This window comes from Pseudomonas sp. G11 (genome assembly GCF_029457515.1).
Lineage (GTDB): Bacteria > Pseudomonadota > Gammaproteobacteria > Pseudomonadales > Pseudomonadaceae > Aquipseudomonas > Aquipseudomonas gorinensis.
The window spans coordinates 2626516-2642831 of the sequence record NZ_CP120377.1; the positions used below are offsets into that span (position 1 = coordinate 2626516).

At 56.0% G+C, this 16316-nt stretch carries 15 protein-coding genes, 1 tRNA gene and 1 pseudogene; 13 read left to right on the forward strand and 4 right to left on the reverse strand.

Going from position 1 to position 16316, the window contains the following annotated elements; all coding sequences use genetic code 11:
• Positions 1 to 13: 13 nt before the first annotated feature.
• Positions 14 to 715 (forward strand): NAD(P)H-dependent oxidoreductase, encoded by a 702-nt coding sequence (locus P2T68_RS12155; protein ID WP_277379390.1) that lies wholly within the window; start codon positions 14 to 16, stop codon positions 713 to 715.
• Between the two features lie 51 nt (positions 716 to 766).
• On the opposite strand, the gene P2T68_RS12160 is transcribed toward P2T68_RS12155, so the two are convergent.
• Positions 767 to 1858 (reverse strand): 3-deoxy-7-phosphoheptulonate synthase, encoded by a 1092-nt coding sequence (locus P2T68_RS12160; RefSeq protein ID WP_024074537.1) that lies wholly within the window; start codon positions 1856 to 1858, stop codon positions 767 to 769.
• A 621-nt stretch (positions 1859 to 2479) separates the two neighbouring features.
• Between P2T68_RS12160 and P2T68_RS12165 the strand changes: the two genes are divergently transcribed.
• Both P2T68_RS12165 and P2T68_RS12170 read left to right on the forward strand, forming a co-directional pair.
• Positions 2480 to 3226, forward strand: a complete 747-nt coding sequence (locus tag P2T68_RS12165) for a carbon-nitrogen hydrolase family protein (protein ID WP_193690418.1) — start codon at positions 2480 to 2482, stop codon at positions 3224 to 3226.
• A gap of 19 nt (positions 3227 to 3245) precedes the next feature.
• Positions 3246 to 3686, forward strand: coding sequence for a GNAT family N-acetyltransferase (locus tag P2T68_RS12170; protein ID WP_193690419.1), 441 nt, complete (start codon positions 3246 to 3248; stop codon positions 3684 to 3686).
• 35 nt (positions 3687 to 3721) lie between these two features.
• Here P2T68_RS12170 and P2T68_RS12175 read toward each other — a convergent pair whose 3' ends face one another.
• Positions 3722 to 3961: a DNA-binding protein gene (locus P2T68_RS12175; RefSeq protein ID WP_024074540.1), complete on the reverse strand. Its 240-nt coding sequence runs from the start codon at positions 3959 to 3961 to the stop codon at positions 3722 to 3724.
• An 83-nt stretch (positions 3962 to 4044) separates the two neighbouring features.
• Here P2T68_RS12175 and P2T68_RS12180 point away from each other — a divergent pair.
• Positions 4045 to 4402, forward strand: a pseudogene (locus tag P2T68_RS12180) (helix-turn-helix transcriptional regulator).
• A gap of 263 nt (positions 4403 to 4665) precedes the next feature.
• Here the strand turns inward: P2T68_RS12180 and P2T68_RS12185 are convergent.
• Entirely contained in the window at positions 4666 to 5643 is a 978-nt protein-coding gene (locus tag P2T68_RS12185; RefSeq protein ID WP_033902000.1) for an IS5 family transposase, read from the reverse strand.
• A gap of 115 nt (positions 5644 to 5758) precedes the next feature.
• Here P2T68_RS12185 and uvrY point away from each other — a divergent pair, with 115 nt between their 5' ends.
• The 5 genes from uvrY to P2T68_RS12210 all read left to right on the forward strand — a co-directional run bounded on the left by uvrY (position 5759) and on the right by P2T68_RS12210 (position 11021).
• On the forward strand, positions 5759 to 6400 hold the full coding sequence (gene uvrY / locus P2T68_RS12190; protein WP_003190387.1) for a UvrY/SirA/GacA family response regulator transcription factor: 642 nt from the start codon (positions 5759 to 5761) through the stop codon (positions 6398 to 6400).
• 1 nt (position 6401) lies between these two features.
• Complete coding sequence (gene uvrC, locus P2T68_RS12195) at positions 6402 to 8225, forward strand: excinuclease ABC subunit UvrC (protein ID WP_024074542.1); 1824 nt, start codon at positions 6402 to 6404, stop codon at positions 8223 to 8225.
• 32 nt (positions 8226 to 8257) lie between these two features.
• Entirely contained in the window at positions 8258 to 8818 is a 561-nt protein-coding gene (gene pgsA / locus P2T68_RS12200; protein ID WP_012723427.1) for a CDP-diacylglycerol--glycerol-3-phosphate 3-phosphatidyltransferase, read from the forward strand.
• Between the two features lie 63 nt (positions 8819 to 8881).
• A tRNA-Gly gene (locus tag P2T68_RS12205) sits at positions 8882 to 8957 on the forward strand.
• Positions 8958 to 9179: 222 nt separating this feature from the next.
• Positions 9180 to 11021, forward strand: coding sequence for an integrase arm-type DNA-binding domain-containing protein (locus tag P2T68_RS12210; protein ID WP_102617808.1), 1842 nt, complete (start codon positions 9180 to 9182; stop codon positions 11019 to 11021).
• A 934-nt stretch (positions 11022 to 11955) separates the two neighbouring features.
• On the opposite strand, the gene P2T68_RS12215 is transcribed toward P2T68_RS12210, so the two are convergent.
• On the reverse strand, positions 11956 to 12684 hold the full coding sequence (locus tag P2T68_RS12215) for an SOS response-associated peptidase family protein (protein WP_102617807.1): 729 nt from the start codon (positions 12682 to 12684) through the stop codon (positions 11956 to 11958).
• Positions 12685 to 12846: 162 nt separating this feature from the next.
• On the opposite strand from P2T68_RS12215, the gene P2T68_RS12220 reads away from it, so the two are divergent.
• The 4 genes from P2T68_RS12220 to P2T68_RS12235 all read left to right on the forward strand — a co-directional run bounded on the left by P2T68_RS12220 (position 12847) and on the right by P2T68_RS12235 (position 16279).
• Positions 12847 to 13272: a S24 family peptidase gene (locus P2T68_RS12220; RefSeq protein WP_014338712.1), complete on the forward strand. Its 426-nt coding sequence runs from the start codon at positions 12847 to 12849 to the stop codon at positions 13270 to 13272.
• The gene (locus P2T68_RS12225) at positions 13265 to 13405 is read left to right on the forward strand and encodes a hypothetical protein (protein WP_277379391.1); all 141 of its coding nucleotides are present in this window, start codon (positions 13265 to 13267) and stop codon (positions 13403 to 13405) included. The genes P2T68_RS12220 and P2T68_RS12225 overlap by 8 nt, the downstream gene beginning before the upstream one ends.
• A 98-nt stretch (positions 13406 to 13503) precedes the next feature.
• The gene (locus P2T68_RS12230; protein WP_028692960.1) at positions 13504 to 14661 is read left to right on the forward strand and encodes a tyrosine-type recombinase/integrase; all 1158 of its coding nucleotides are present in this window, start codon (positions 13504 to 13506) and stop codon (positions 14659 to 14661) included.
• Positions 14662 to 14671: 10 nt separating this feature from the next.
• Positions 14672 to 16279 carry a hypothetical protein gene (locus P2T68_RS12235; protein WP_032904191.1) on the forward strand — a complete coding sequence of 536 codons (1608 nt, stop codon included), beginning with the start codon at positions 14672 to 14674 and terminating at the stop codon, positions 16277 to 16279.
• The last annotated feature ends 37 nt before the right edge of the window (positions 16280 to 16316 follow it).

Here is a 16316-nt window from a genome sequence, read left to right on the forward strand (position 1 = left end):
TTGAGGAACTGACATGAAAGTTTTGATTGTGCATGCCCATCCGGAGCCGCAGTCGTTTACCGCCGCGCTGCGCGACCAGGCCATCGCCACGCTGCAAGGACTGGGGCATGCGGTGCAGGTCAGCGATTTGTATGCCATGAACTGGAACCCGGTGGCATCGGCGTCGGATTTTTCCACCCGAGAGAATCCCGACTACCTGGTGTACGCCCTGGAGCAGCGCCTGGGGGTGAAAAAGCAGTCGATAGCGGCGGATATCCAGGGTGAGCTGGATAAGTTGCTGTGGGCCGATCTGTTGATCCTTAATTTTCCGATCTTCTGGTTCTCGGCACCGGCGATGCTCAAGGGGTGGATCGACCGGGTGCTGGTGTCGGGGGTGTGTTACGGCGGTAAGCGCTTTTACGATCAGGGTGGGCTGGCGGGCAAGCGGGCACTGGTCACGGTAACCTTGGGTGGGCGCGAGCATATGTTCGGCGAGGGGGCGATTCATGGTCCGTTGGAGGAGATGTTGCGCCCGATTCTGCGCGGGACGCTGGCGTATGTGGGGTTTGAGGTGCTGGCGCCGTTTGTGGCATGGCATGTGCCGTATATCAGCACGCAAGCGCGGCAGGATTTTCTGATGGGGTACGAGCAGCGGCTGCAAGGGCTGGCGGATGAGCAGCCCCTGGTGTTCCCGAAACTTGAGCAGTTCGACGAAGCGCTGCACCCCCTGTCCTGAACCGAACATCCCTCCGATGGGGGAGGGGGCCTGTCCCCTCCCAGATGCCCGTCAGTGGGCTGCGCGGTGTTCCCGCAAACGCTCTGCCGCATTGCGCAGCAACTGCTCGGTGCTATCCCACCCCAGGCAACCATCGGTCACCGACACGCCATAGTTCATCGATGTGCTCAACGGCTGGCAGCCTTCGAACAGATGACTTTCCAGCATCATGCCGATCAGCGCGGTATCCCCTTGCAGGCGTTGCTCCAGCACGTCATTGAACACCGCCGGCTGACGCAGCGGGTCTTTGCCGCTGTTGGCATGGCTGCAATCGACCATGATCCGCGCGGCCACCTTGGCCTTGGCCAGGTCGAGTTTCACCTGGGCCACACTCTGCGCGTCGTAATTCGGCCCACGGTGACCGCCGCGCAGCACCAGATGGGTGTCGGGGTTGCCCGAGGTCTGGATGATCGCCGGGTGGCCCTGGCTGTCGACGCCGAAGTGTCGATGCGGGTGGGAGGCCGAGCGCATCGCGTCACAGGCAATCGCGACGCCGCCGTCGGTACCGTTCTTGAAGCCCACGGGCAGGCCCAGGCCGCTGGCCATTTCGCGGTGGATCTGCGATTCGGTGGTGCGCGCGCCAATGGCGACCCAACTGAGCAGGTCGTCGAAGTAGCCGGCGGCCATGGGTTGCAGCAGCTCGGTGGCAACCGGCAGGCCCAGGCGCAGCATTTCGCGCATCAGCTCGCGGGACAGGGTCAGGCCAGCGGCCATGTCGTCGCTGCCATCCAGGTGGGGATCGTAGGCCAGGCCTTTCCAGCCGATAGTGGTGCGCGGTTTTTCGACGTAGGCGCGGATCACCAGCAGCATCTGGTCGCTGACATCCAGGGCCAGCCTCTTCAGGTTGCGCGCGTATTCCATGGCCGATTTCGGGTCGTGGATCGAGCAGGGGCCGACAATCACCAGCAAGCGAGAGTCGTCGCCATTGAGGATGGCACGCACGGCTTGGCGATGGGCGTGGATCTGCTGGTCGAGGAACGGGCTGAGGGGCAACTGGTGCTTGAGCTCAAGCGCGCTGGGCAAGCGCTGGGTCAGGGCTTCATTGGCGCTGGTCAAGGCGCTGTTCAGGGCAGAGAGGGGCAGAGCGGCGACGGAGGAGTTCATATTCAAGGCTTCCTGGGCAAGCGGCGGGCTGTTCCCGCACGCTTGGCCCTACTGGGGTGTTCGACAATTGGCCGTATTGGCTACGTGAGTTGGCTTGCCACCAATAGGTGACCGATCGGAGGCGGCAGGCTGTCCCGAGCGGAGCTTGCTAAATCGCCATGCAGTGGAAGTGTCGTAGCGGTAATAAGTGGCGTAGTTCATGACGTGATTCCTTTAAGTGTTCTTGATCAATCAAAAAAAGTGGCGGCCTGAAAAAACAAAACCCCCGGTCGGGGAGCCGACCGGGGGTTAGATTTCTCTGGTAGGCGACCCCTTGAGTAGTGGGCGCCGATTTCAGGTATCAGGCGCGCCAGTGGCTAAACCAATACCCAAAATAAAAGCTGACCAGTGCGCTCAAACCGTTAACGCGGGTAGCCACGACCGAGCGCGGGGCGCTGGAAGCAGGGCAAACCTGGGTTTGGGTGAGTTGCAACATGGTATGTCTCCAAATGATGGGGGGAGCTTACTAGAGGCTTGCGGTTGGATTCAATCAGTAATTTCTATTACGTGGAGGTACTTACGACTATGGGGGGAGTGCCGATATGCTGGTCGCACTTCGATAATGATTGCGGGGACGCGACCATGACTGCCTTGACCCTTGCAGCAGCCCAAACAACTTCCATCGCGGGCGATGTGCCGGCCAATCTTCAGCGGCACCTGGCGTTCATGCGGGCGGCAGCCGGCCATGGCGTGCAATTGCTGGTGTTCCCAGAGCTGTCATTGACCGGGTATGAACCGTCCCTGGCGGATGAATTGGCCATAGCGCCTGAAGACGCACGGCTGGCGCCCCTGCGGGAAATGGCGCGAGAGCTGCGGTTGACGGCGGTGGTGGGCATGCCGATCCGATTGGCTCCAGGCACGGGCGTGTTGATCGGTGCCCTGGTGCTGGGGGCGGATGGCTCCTTGGGGGTCTACACCAAGCAGCATCTGCATCCCGGCGAAGAGGTGGCATTCATTGCGGGACAGGGCGGTGCAGCGTTGGCGTGGGGAGACGATCGGATTGCGCTGGCGGTGTGTGCAGATTTCTCCCACTCAAGTCATCCGCGCAATGCCGCGCAATCGGGAGCAAACGTGTATGCCGCCGGCGTGTTGATCAGCGAGGCTGGCTATGCTGCCGATACCACTCTGTTGCAGGGGTACGCGGCTGAGCACCGTATGCTGGTAGTGATGGCCAACCATGGGGGCCCAACGGGCGGCTGGACCTCTGCCGGGCAAAGTGCCATCTGGGCTGCCGATGGCCTGGTTGCTGCGGCGTCCGGCACTGGCGAAGCACTGGTCATTGCGCGTCGCGAGGCTGGGCGCTGGACCGGACGGCAGGTGGCGATCTGAAAAGGGAGGGCGTGACGGTATGACATTCCACTTACGCGCGGCGACGGATCAGGACCGGCTGTTTGCACGTACGCTCACCCGTGAAGCGATGAATCGTTACTACGAGCAATTCGGTTTCATCTGGTCCAATGAAGGCTTCGATACAGCCTGGGCGGGACGAGAAAGCTGGTTGATCTGTCGCGACGATGCCGTGATAGGTTTTATCAGCCTGAGCCGGGACGATGAGGCGCTGTTCATCCGCGAGTTACACCTGGTCGAGGCGTTTCGCGGGCAAGGCGCGGGCAGTTGGGTGTTGGAGCAGATGGTCCTCAAGACTCGCGCATTGGGTTTGAGGCTGCTGCGTCTGACGGTGTTCAAGACCAATCCTGCCAGGTTGCTTTATCTCCGGCACGGATTGAATGTCGTCCGGGATGAAGAGTGCTTCTGGCAAATGGAGCGTCTTTGTCAGACTCTCGACTAAAACAGGCACTGCACTTGAATTAGCGCATACTGGCTTCAGGAAACTACTTCTCTATCGCTGTGCTGGACTTCAGGTTCATCCAGGATAATCCCTTCTTTCATGCCCAACAGGACCGCCACCTTGTGGGCTTCTCCACGCCGTCCCTTTTTGCGCCCAGCGAGCACTTGATACGTGGTTGCCGGGTCCACGCCGTGTTCCCGGGCGAATGCTTGAACTGATTTACCTTGGTGTTCAAGCCAAGCCTTGGCTTGTGCAGCGGTGCGGATTCCGGGCATAGTTCAAAACCGTTCAAATTTGTTTAACCAAGGGATGAACGTATCACCTCTTGGGGTGTGCCAATTTAGGATCATACATCCAAATGAGTGGAATCGGTTCGCGTTTAAGGCAAGAAAGAGAGCGGCTTGGCCTGTCGCAAAAAGTTTTTGGTGAGATAGGAGGCGTAGAGGCCAACGCCCCAAGGCAAGTATGAAAACGGAGGGCGCGCACCGAAAGCGGATTACTTGTCGCGCGTGGCAGCGAGAGGTGTGGACATCCTGTACGTGTTGACCGGGACTCCTACGCCGACACAACTGGACAACCTGAGTCATCTCGAAGAAACAGTCCTGGGCAACTACCGGGCAATGTTCAAGGAGGACCAGGATGCGATCCGGCGCCTGACCTCAACCTTGGCCGAGCTTTCATCGATAGTGAACGATAAACTCAAGCCGCTGCCCTAGGATTCCTGACCTTTTACCCAGGAAACAACGCTGTTCCTCACCCGAGGAACAGTTGCAGCGCGTTTAAACTCTATATATATGACACTTGCAACTAGGTCTGTGCCTTGGTTTTTTGCTAAGGAAGGTCTGAAGTAAGCAGCCGTTTTTAACGGCCTCGCTGTCTGAGGTTCAAAAAACACCGACTTAATCGAAAATCAGACCTTTCCTCCTGTCAGTTCACTGTTTTTTGCGGAATAGCACCTTTTCAGGGCTCATTGTCCACATCACAGGCGCACCTCGCCTGCATTCAACAGTCGTTTTCGCATCATCCACAGGTTCGATAAGGCAAACAGTGTGGTCTGCTGCGCGGTGTTTTTCACCAAGCCTCGGAAGCGGACTTTCGTATAACCAAACTGGCGCTTGATCACCCTGAATGGATGCTCAACCTTGGCCCGGACTTGAGCTTTCGCGTATTCGATTTTGCGGCGCATGCGACCGATCAGGCTCTTTTTTGCATGCTTCTTATAGCTGCTGGGGCGCGCTGCGATCGACCAGATCATCTGGCGATGTTGATGCTCCGCACGCTTCTCCACGCCGGTGTAACCGGCATCGCCAGAGACGTAAGTTTCCTCGCCATGCAGCAACTGATCGACCTGAGTCACGTCCGCCACATTCGCCGCCGTGCCCACCACGCTATGTACCAGACCGGATTCAACATCGACACCGATGTGCGATTTCATCCCGAAATAGTACTGATTTCCTTTCTTTGTCTGGTGCATTTCGGGGTCGCGTTTACCGTCCTTGTTCTTGGTCGAACTGGGCGCATGAATGATCGTCGCATCGACCACAGTTCCCTGACGCAGCAGCAAACCTCGGTCGCCCAAATAGCCGTTGATGACCTGCAAAATCCCACCGGCCAGCTCATGTTTTTCCAACAGCCGGCGGAAGTTGAGGATCGTGGTTTCATCCGGAATCCGATCCAAATGCAGCCCGGCAAACTGGCGCAGAATCGTGGTTTCGTAGAGGGACTCTTCCATCGCCGGATCGCTGTAGCCGAACCAGTTTTGCATCAGATGAACCCGCAGCATGGCCATCAACGGATACGCCGGACGACCGCCTTCACCCTTCGGATAATGCGGCTCGATCAACGCAATCAGGCCTTTCCAGGGCACGACCTGATCCATCTCAATCAGGAAACGCTCACGGCGGGTCTGCTTACGTTTGCCTGCGTACTCGGCATCAGCGAAAGACATTTGCTTCATCGGGGCTCAACCGTTCAGTTCGTGGGACAGCCGTATCTCACCAGATTTGGAAGTCTTTTTCAGAGTTTCCCTAAGGTGCACGGCAACCTATAAGACCATATCGCGAGGTGTCTGCTTGATTAGGGTGCTAGTAGTCGATGACCATGATCTCGTTCGTACAGGCATTACACGAATGCTGGCTGACATCGATGGCCTGCAAGTAGTCGGCCAGGCTGAATCGGGGGAGGAATCCCTGATCAAGGCCCGGGAATTGAAGCCCGATGTGGTGTTGATGGACGTGAAGATGCCTGGGATTGGCGGTCTTGGCGCCACCACCAAGTTGTTGCGCAGTCACCCGGACATCAAGGTCGTAGTGGTGACCGTATGTGAGGAAGACCCGTTTCCGACCCGCCTCTTGCAGGCAGGGGCGGCGGGTTACCTGACCAAGGGTGCGGGCCTGGCAGAGATGGTGCAAGCCATTCGCCTGGTGTTTGCAGGCCAGCGTTATATCAGCCCACAGATTGCCCAGCAGTTGGCCATCAAATCTTTCCAGCCCACCAGCGACTCGCCATTCGATGCGCTGTCCGAGCGGGAAATCCAGATCGCCTTGATGATTGTCGGTTGCCAGAAAGTACAGACAATCTCCGACAAGCTGTGCTTGTCGCCCAAGACCGTCAATACCTACCGCTATCGGATTTTCGAGAAGCTCGCCATCAGCAGTGATGTTGAATTGACCCTGCTCGCGGTCCGCCACGGCATGGTGGACGCCAGCGCCTGACATGACCACACCGTTTGATCCAAGTGCCTTCCTCTCAACCTGCAGTGGTCGCCCCGGCGTGTACCGCATGTTCGACAGCGAGGCACGCCTGCTCTATGTCGGCAAAGCCAAGAACCTGAAAAACCGCCTGGCGAGCTACTTTCGCAAGAGCGGCCTGGCGCCCAAGACGGCCGCCCTGGTGGCGCGCATCGCCCAGGTCGAGACGACCATCACGGCCAATGAAACCGAAGCGCTGCTGCTGGAACAGACGCTGATCAAGGAGTGGCGGCCGCCTTACAACATCCTGCTGCGCGACGATAAATCCTACCCCTACGTGTTTTTATCCGACGGTAACTTCCCACGCTTGAGCATTCATCGTGGCGCGAAGAAGCAGAAGGGCAAGTACTTCGGCCCTTACCCCAGCGCCGGCGCCATCCGCGAAAGCCTGAGCCTGCTGCAGAAGACCTTTTTCGTGCGCCAGTGCGAAGACAGCTTCTACAAGAACCGTACGCGGCCGTGCCTGCAATACCAGATCAAACGCTGCAAGGCGCCCTGTGTGGGTCTGGTGGAGCCGGCGGAGTACGCCGAAGATGTACGTCACTCGGTGATGTTCCTCGAAGGTCGCAGCAATGCCCTGACCGATGAACTGTCCGGTGCCATGGAGCAGGCAGCCAGCACCCTGGATTTCGAGCGCGCTGCCGAGCTGCGTGACCAGATCTCCCTGTTGCGCCGTGTGCAGGACCAGCAAAGCATGGAGGGCGGCACCGGCGACGTCGACGTGGTCGCGGCTTTCGTCAACCCGGGCGGCGCCTGTGTGCACCTGATCAGCGTGCGTGGCGGGCGGGTGCTGGGCAGCAAGAACTTCTTCCCGCAGACCGGTATCGACGAGGAGGTGGCCGAAGTCATGGCCGCCTTCCTTGGCCAGTACTACGTCAGCAGCCCCGAGCGCGACTTGCCGTCCGAATTGATCGTCAACGTGGTGCATGAAGATTTCCCCACATTGATCGAGGCGATCCACGAACTGCGTGGTCGCGAGCTGGACATCAGCCACCGCGTGCGCGGCACCCGTGCCCGCTGGCAGCAACTGGCCGTGACCAATGCCGAGCAGGCCCTGGGGGCGCGTCTGGCCAATCGACAGCACGTGGCCGCACGCTTCGAGGCCCTGGCCGAAGTCCTCAACCTGGACGAGCCACCCCAGCGCCTGGAGTGCTATGACATCAGCCACTCCAGCGGCGAGGCGACGGTGGCCTCGTGCGTGGTATTCGGGCCGGAGGGGCCGATCAAGTCCGATTATCGGCGCTATAACATCGAAGGCGTCACCGCTGGCGACGACTACGCCGCGATGCACCAGGCCCTCACGCGCCGCTTCAGCAAGTTGAAGGACGGGGAGGGCAAACTGCCCGATATCCTGCTGGTCGATGGCGGCAAGGGCCAGTTGTCCATGGCCCGTGACGTGCTTAACGAACTGGCGGTGCCTGACCTGATCCTGCTCGGCGTGGCCAAGGGGACCACGCGCAAGGCTGGTTTCGAGACGTTGTACTTGAATGATGCCGCCCATGAGTTCACCTTGAAGGGCGACTCCCCCGCGCTGCACCTGATCCAACAGATCCGCGACGAGGCGCATCGTTTCGCCATTACCGGCCATCGCGCCCGTCGCGGTAAAACCCGGCGAACTTCAACGCTGGAAGGGGTTGCCGGGGTTGGCCCGACACGCCGACGCGATCTGCTTAAACATTTTGGTGGCTTGCAGGAGCTATCCCGTGCCAGCATTGACGAAATTGCCAAAGCTCCCGGTATCAGTAAAAAGCTCGCTGAGTTGATTTATGCCAATCTGCACAGCGAATAGAATGCCTTCTCACCTCGTAGCCAGTTGTGCCGATGAATATCCCTAATCTGATCACCGTTCTACGCGTTCTCCTTATTCCGATTTTCATTCTGTTGTTCTATTTGCCGTACGAGTGGAGCTATATGGCCTCCAGTTCGGTATTTGCTTTTGCTGCCGCAACCGACTGGCTTGATGGCTACCTGGCTCGCCGCCTGGAACAGAGCACGCCGTTCGGCGCATTCCTCGACCCGGTGGCCGACAAATTGATGGTCGCCGTGGCCTTGGTCCTTCTGGTGCAGGAGCACGGTAACCTGTGGTTGACCTTGCCGGCTGCCGTAATCATCGGGCGCGAGATCGTTGTCTCGGCCCTGCGCGAATGGATGGCCGAAATTGGTGCCCGTGCCCATGTGGCTGTTTCGAACATGGGTAAATGGAAAACCGCCGCGCAGATGCTTGCACTGGTGATCCTGCTGGCCAACCCGTCGGATTTCACCTTCTGGGTGCTGCTGGGCTATGCCTTGCTCCTGATCGCCGCTGGCCTGACGTTGTGGTCCATGCTCCAGTATTTACGCGCTGCCTGGCCGCATCTGCGTACCACCGTTGAAAAGAAATAAAACTTTTTTGAATCAAGGGGTTGACGGGTGGTGAGGATTCTATAGAATGCGCATCACCAAGACGCGGGAATAGCTCAGTTGGTAGAGCACGACCTTGCCAAGGTCGGGGTCGCGAGTTCGAGTCTCGTTTCCCGCTCCAAATATTGCGCTACAGAGTTCCACTGAATTCTGTAAGTGATTGAAATCAGGGCCTTTAGGCCCTTTTTTCGTTCCAGCGGGAACCACTGAAATCCAGCACTATCCGGTGCGTTTAAGTCCAGAATTGAGTCCAGGATTCTGACGAGCACTGAATCGGTTTAATGCTGGAGCAGATTGTGTAGCGAGATGAGCATCTGGCCCTGACTCTGTTCAGGAGCTCGCGATGGCACTCTCAGAAATGGCAGTTCGGCATGCCCGAATCACCGGTAATGACTACACCCTCGGTGACAGTGATGGTCTCACTCTCAATGTGACGGCCAGAGGCGGAAAAGTCTGGCTCTTCCGTTATTACTGGGCGGGCGTGCAGAAACGCATGTCTCTCGGTAGTTATCCGCAAATCAGCCTTAAAGAAGCCCGTGTCCGACGTGATGAGGCGCGCGCCTTGGTTGCCCAGGGCATCAACCCCTACGAGCATCGTAAACAACAGCGACTAGCTGTTCATGCTGCGAAGGAGCACACCTTCGAAGCGGTGTTTAATCAGTGGGTGGAGTTCCGCAGGCTAAGCCTGAAGGAAGGACGCCAGAGCACGCTCTCGCAGATCTTGAGAATCTTCAGTAAAGACGTCTTGCCCATGCTGGGCGGGCGGTCCATTTACGATATCAATCGTCACGATCTGCTGGATTTGCTGAGCAGGATTGAGCAGCGCAAGGCGTTAACGACCGCCGAAAAATGCCGGACCTGGTTCAACCAGTTGTTCCGCTATGCGTTGGTGAAGATCGAGGGGCTGGAACACAACCCAGCTTCAGATCTTGATGTGGTCGCATTTCCCAAGCCTCCAGTGACGCACAATCCGTTTCTCCGAATGGACGAGCTTCCGGCATTGATGGCTGCTCTTCGAAACTACGGTGGCGCCAACCAAACTCGGCTTGGCCTTCGGTTGTTGTTGCTGACCGGTGTCCGCACGGGCGAATTGCGGTTGGCGACACCCGACCAGTTCGATCTGGAGAAGCGCTTGTGGGTCATACCGGCGGAAGTGGTGAAACAACTCCAGCTAGCGATGCGGAAGCCAGGTAAGCAGACTCAAAATGTACCGCCTTATATAGTGCCGCTGTCGGTTCAGGCGCTGGAGATCGTGCGTCACTTGCTGGACCAGGTTGTCCCCGCACAGCGCTACTTGTTTGCGCATCGAAGCGACCTGAGCAAGCGCATCAGCGAGAACACGCTGAATGGCGCGTTGCGTCGGATGGGGTATGCCGATCAACTCACCGGTCATGGGATGAGGGCGACGATCTCGACGGCGCTGAACGAGATCGGGTATCCAAAGGTTTGGGTGGATGCTCAGCTTTCTCATGCTGATCCGGACAAGGTGAGCGCGGCCTACAATCACGCGGGATACGTGGAGCAGCGCCGGACCATGATGCAGGACTGGGCGAACCGTCTTGATCTTTGGGGGCAGGGCCAGCTGAAAGCGGCTAGCTCTCCGCTTACCATCCGGTTGGAGGGTGCTGCTTCGCTGCCGTCGCTGGAAAGCGCGAGCGCAAACTCCATTCAGTTCAACGGCATCTTTCCAATGACAACCGTCTCGGTGCCCAAGGCTTCGGTTAGCGGCGAACCAGCTCTTATCGTGCCGCACCAGTCGCCTGTCGTACCTCTTTCGGTCCCGACTGAAATGCCGCATAAATCTCACGTGTCTGACATCCAGCGCGAACGCGCCGAGATGCTTGCCATCTATGAGGCCGCTAGTAATTTACCGTTAATTGTTTTCGCTAAATTGGCTGGTAAATCCCGAGATCAGATCAATCGTGATATTAAGGCTCGGCGTCTGCTGTCCCTCAGCCTGGGGAATCGTGGTCAGCGCATTCCGGATTGGCAGCTTGATCCACTGCGGCACAAGTTGGTACTTGCTGCGTTAGCGAGGTTTCCGGATACCGGTGCGTGGAGGCTTTATCGGGCGGTCTGTGAGCCTCATGAGCGACTTAAGAGGCGTGCGCCAATCGATGTGCTCACTCCGGAGAATTTCGACGCGACTGTGCGGATCGTTTGCAGCGCCCTGAGCCCAAGCTGAGTTGCTGTCCTAGCGCGGTGACAAATGGGCGTCACCGCTTGCTTGAGTACTGCTTGGCACGGAACTGTAGTCGAGGCCTGCCGACGGTGTTATGCGTCTAGTCGACCTGATTCCGCTGCAATACCGCGTGTTGGTCGCCGGCCTTCTACCATGCGTTTTAGTCGCCGCTTCGGCGGCCATCGCCTGGATGGTCCAAGGCTGGCAATACGGTCAGCAGCTGGAAAAAAAAGCCCGGCAAGGCCTAGCTCAGCGGTGAACTGGTGATAATGAACTGGGAAACCGGAAGCACTAGGAAGGTTGTTTTGATGGGAGATGCTCCTCAGCAACGGCTCATTTCCTGATCGCCCGGGCTGACCCGCTCAAGTCTAGGGGAGCAGACTGTCAGCTCCCCGGTTTGAAATCAAAAAAAGAAGCCTGGGCAACCAATGCCCCATCGTTCCAGCAGCTCAGAGATCCTGATAAGCAATACAACAGTCGCCGTCAATAAAATAACTATGTTCATTTCTTCTTCTCGCAAAGAAACTCGCCACGCTGATAAGCGCGGTGTTTGTGGACGTTGGGTAGGGCTGTTAATAAACTAAATGTTTATCGGCTCGGTCGTCAACGGATGTTTTAAGAAATAATTAAATGAGACGACGACATACACCTTAAGCCCTCCTAAAGCAGGGCGGCTGCGGTGGTGTGAGGGTATATACGCCTTTAGCCCTAGTGGCAAAGATGTCCGGTGGTAGAGGAGATTCAATAGTGTAGTTTCATAAGCTGTTAACAACACTTTACGTGTAGATCTCCTGCTCTATTTTTCGCTTAAGATTTCGTACTATGTTGTTCCACGAAATTATAATTTTGTTGAAGTGCCCGATTTTATTGGGTGCGGTAGCCTATGTGTAGGAATAAGTTTCGCAGGGCAGGTGTTACACGAAAAGTGTAAATAACACTATTTCTGTGGATCGAATAAGGAAACCGATTGGATCAGGGCTGCCCCCTGATTGCGAACATTCCCCACGGCCTGGTCAACCCCGAACCACTCGAAGACCTCGCTAGGTTCGCCCTGCAGCAGCACAATTTGTTTGGGGCGCTCTGTGGGTGTGGCGGGGTCGATCCATTCCTGCGCCAGTTCCGCATTCAGCGCCACAGGGCAGCGATCATGGATTTTCACGATGCCTCCCTGGCTGTCAGCGGTGATGATCACGAAGCCGTCATGCTCCAGCGGCTCCCAGGCTCCCGTCGGGTACTGACCGATGGCAGCGCACAAAATCGGCGCTAGGTCCTTTCGGCGGATCAAATACGGCTGCTTTTTTGGCCCGCCTTCATCCACCCATTCCAACCAACTGTTGATTGGAGCCAGTGCTCGGTGCGGCCAGATCGACTTGTAGTAAGGACCGTGCGCAACTTTCTCGACCCTAGCATTCACCGGGGTTCTATCCTTCGCCCAATGCAGCTTCGAGCCCCAACGCACCATATCGGCGTTTAGAACGTCACCCCCCTGATGGAAGAGTGCGAACTGATTCGAGGGTGCGCCGTTATAGCGTCCCAAGGGCTGATCGCCCACGGTACTGACCATGGCATTCGGCATGCTCAGCACGCGGGTGAGCTCATGGCTTCCGGTGTACTGGGAGAGTCGTCCGCGATGTTCAGCCCTCTGGTTAACGTCAGCGTAGTCCAGCGGGCGATCCGTCTACGAAGCACAGGTGAGCGGCGCACGACCGTGACCTGTATCAGCGTGGGCCTGCTCAGCCATCTGTCCGAATATTCTTACAAGAAATTGACCGCAAAACTTGTACAACGTTAACTGTATATCTGTACAGGTTTCTGGAAGTGATCCGTCATGAGCTTTTCGATTTTGGGCCCTATTGCCGAGGGTGGCTTGAAGCTGCCCTTGTGTTCGTTTCGAGTGCCCGCCGGGTTTCCATCTCCGGCGGCGGACCACATCGAAGCGCACATCTCATTGGATGAGGTTCTGAACATTCGCGCCCCGCATGTCTACCTGGTCTCAATCGCCGGGGAGAGCATGCAAGGCGCCGGGATTTTTGAAGGTGATCTCGCGGTGGTGGACCGCGCTCTGGAGCCTGCGCACGGCCACATCGTCGTGGCATTGCTCAACAACGAGCCCGTATGCAAACGCCTTTGCATTCGCGGCAGGGAGGTGATTCTCCTTTCGGAGAACCCAAAGTACCCACCGAGGTACGTGCTTGAGGGCGACGAGCTGGTGATTTGGGGCGTCATCACATGCAGCGTGCGCAGCCATGTCTAAACCCCAGCCAGTTTTCGCCCTGATCGACTGCAACAGCTTCTACGCCAGTTGCGAGCGCGTGTTTCGACCCGACCTGGCCCGCGTGCCCATCGTGGTGTTGAGCAATAACGATCTGAGGGGTGGGAATCGTTAGTAAATCCTGTAGAGTCCGCGCCACCTTCTGAACCCCTCTGGAACAGCAGTTTCCAGGCTTCATAAGGCAATCCATTGGAAGTGTTTTAGGGCAGCGGCATGAGGCTGGTATTCGCAACAAAAGACCTAGCATTAGCAGGTCGATCCTTTGAAGGCTTTCCGTTGCTGATTGGGTCAGAGGGATGGCCAGTCGAGCCAGCTCAATCCTTCCTTTGGCACACGCTTATCGAGTCAGGTGAGGCCCTAAGCGATTTGACTTGGGAAGCCTATGGACGGCGTCTGTACGATTACTTTGCCTTCCTGGAAGCCAATGGATTGGGCTGGGACGAGGAAAGCCCGGCTCACGGTCTGAGTGCTCTGTCGAGGTACAGGGATTGGTCGAGCGGAGAATTAGCACTTGATCCCGGCACGGTGAACAATCGTCTGGCCTTGATCGTGAGGTTCTACCGATGGGCTAAGCAGCGCAACCTGATAACTGTGCTGCCCTTCGGTGAGAAAAGGGTAAGAGTTGCCCAACATTCCGGTCTTCTCAGTCATATCGCTCTGCCCGGAGCCGAGAGCACGAAAGTTTCGGTGATGGTTCGCGACCGAAAGCGCTTGACCAAATTCCTGACCAAGGATCAAGTCAAGGTATGCCTTGCCCTGGATACCGATCCAAGCCACCAGATATTGTTCCACCTCATGGTGCGTACCGGCCTTCGCTCCTGTGAAGCGAGGTCTTTTCCTCTCAAATATGTGTTCAACCCCAGGTTGAAGAAGGGACTGCGCCCAAGGCAAATGATCAGTGTTGCTCTTGATCCTTCAGACATGCATATCAAGTACGACCGGCCTAGAACTATCGACGTGCCATGGTCGTTGATGGAGAGCATGTGGTCTTACTCCCTTCACCAACGAGAGGTTCGTAAGTCCAATGGTGATGGACGTGTTACCGCGCTGCTGCTGACTAATGAAGGCAGGCATTATTCAAAAGATTCCGTAGTGGACGTTATGAAGTCCTATGAAAGAAAGTGCGGTTTCTATGTTCGGGCCCACATGCTACGCCACACCTATGGGACTTATACCTTGCTTGCTCTTCGAAAAAGCAAAGAGTTTGAAGGTGAGCCATTGTTGTATGTCCGAGATAGGCTGGGGCATTCAGATGTGCAAACAACTATGATCTATTTGCATCTCATAAACCAGCTTGAAGCCCAATCCGTCCTTGCTCACGAGGACGAAATTGACATGATGTTTATGACTGATTCGGTTTCGCGTATTTGAGGTAGCACCATTGGCTCGGCAAAAAAGCTACAAGGCGGTTATGCGGTCGGTTACAAAAGGATTCGAGGCTGTCGAAGATGATATCAAGATTGACCTGCCGAGAAACCCGAGAAACCACAGGCAACTCGATCATACGAAATATTTAGGCTTGGGCTTCGACGCTTGGGCAATTCAAAGTCTTCACGTTATCAAAGCTTTGCTACAAGGAGGAAACTTCTCAGTGACGACCTTGATTGGTTACTCTACGAACGGGCTGAGATTTTTTATAAATTTCTTGAGTGGAGGTTCGGTCAAGTCGCCACCTGCAACGCCAAACAGTCTTACCAAAAGCCACTTGGATCGATACGTCTCTTGGCTGAGGCTAAAATACCCTAACGGCTCGACAGCCAAGAATTACTATACTAGCTTCAAGTCGTTAGTTGTTGTTTTGGCTGAATATGGATTTATTGAAGTTAATCTTGACGATCTTTTGCCCCTCAATCCATTTCCTAATAATTCGCAGAGCACTAAAGATGCAGATCCGCTCACCTTGGGTGAAATGCAAAGGCTGATTGGCGCTTTGAAGTCAGATCTTATTGCCATCCATAAGGGTACATTCCTTGGAAATGGCGCGGAGGCGATGGCTGTATTGCTACTAATTACTGCGGCAAGGTCTGGAATCAATACTACGCCGCTCTTGGAGATGAAAAGGGATGCCCTACAGCCTCACCCATTTATTCCTAATCTCAGGTTGATTACTACCGTCAAACGTCGAGGTAAAGGCGCACAGAGCAAAACAATCCGTCAGACTAATCTGCTAGATGAGTACAGTGCTATTCCCCTGGATGGGGTGGCAGTCCTCAATAAGGCGCTGGAGATTTCTAAGCCACTCGTAGCACTGGCACCTGATGAAATATCTTCATGTGTGTGGTTATATCGCTCGGGCCAGCCTGGCCGCTCGAACGACATCGTTACCCTTACACCCGGTGCTTTATATGTCACGGCAAAAAGCATTTGTGAGCGTCATGCGCTTCAGGATGATCAAGGCAATCGGCTAAATGTCACGCTTAGTCGGCTGCGAAAGACTATGGAAAGCCGTTTGTGGAAACTGAGCGGTGGCGACATTATAGAAGTTTCCTCCGTTATGGGTCATACCCCTGGTGTCGCCGATAATCACTATTTGAAAATCAACGATGAGATCAAGGTCGACGGGGCGACATTTGTTGGGGAGGCTTTTCCGGACAAACTACGTGGCATAAACGTTATACCAACCCCACCAGGCGGCTGCAAAGATAGCCTTTACGGTAGTCTGGCACCAAAGGATGGCGTCAATCATTGTTCTGAATTCATCCACTGCCTCGGTTGCCCTAGCTATGCAATTGTAGGCACCTTGGAGGACTTATACCGGCTGTTCAGCTACCAACAATTCTTGTATGCAGAAGTCGAATACTTTCTCACGGACGAGTGGGGCGCATGGCGCAAGCGTCAGTTTGACTATATTCGATTGATAGATGATTTCACCCAGAAGTTTGATCTTGCATTGGTTTCGCAAGCAAGGGCTCAGGCTGAGTCATCTCCGCACTTGTTCTGGGCTAAAAAAATCGAGTTCATGAAGAAAAAATTGGGCGGCGAAATTTGAGCATAAGAACCACGAATGCGGTGTTAAAGGCATATGA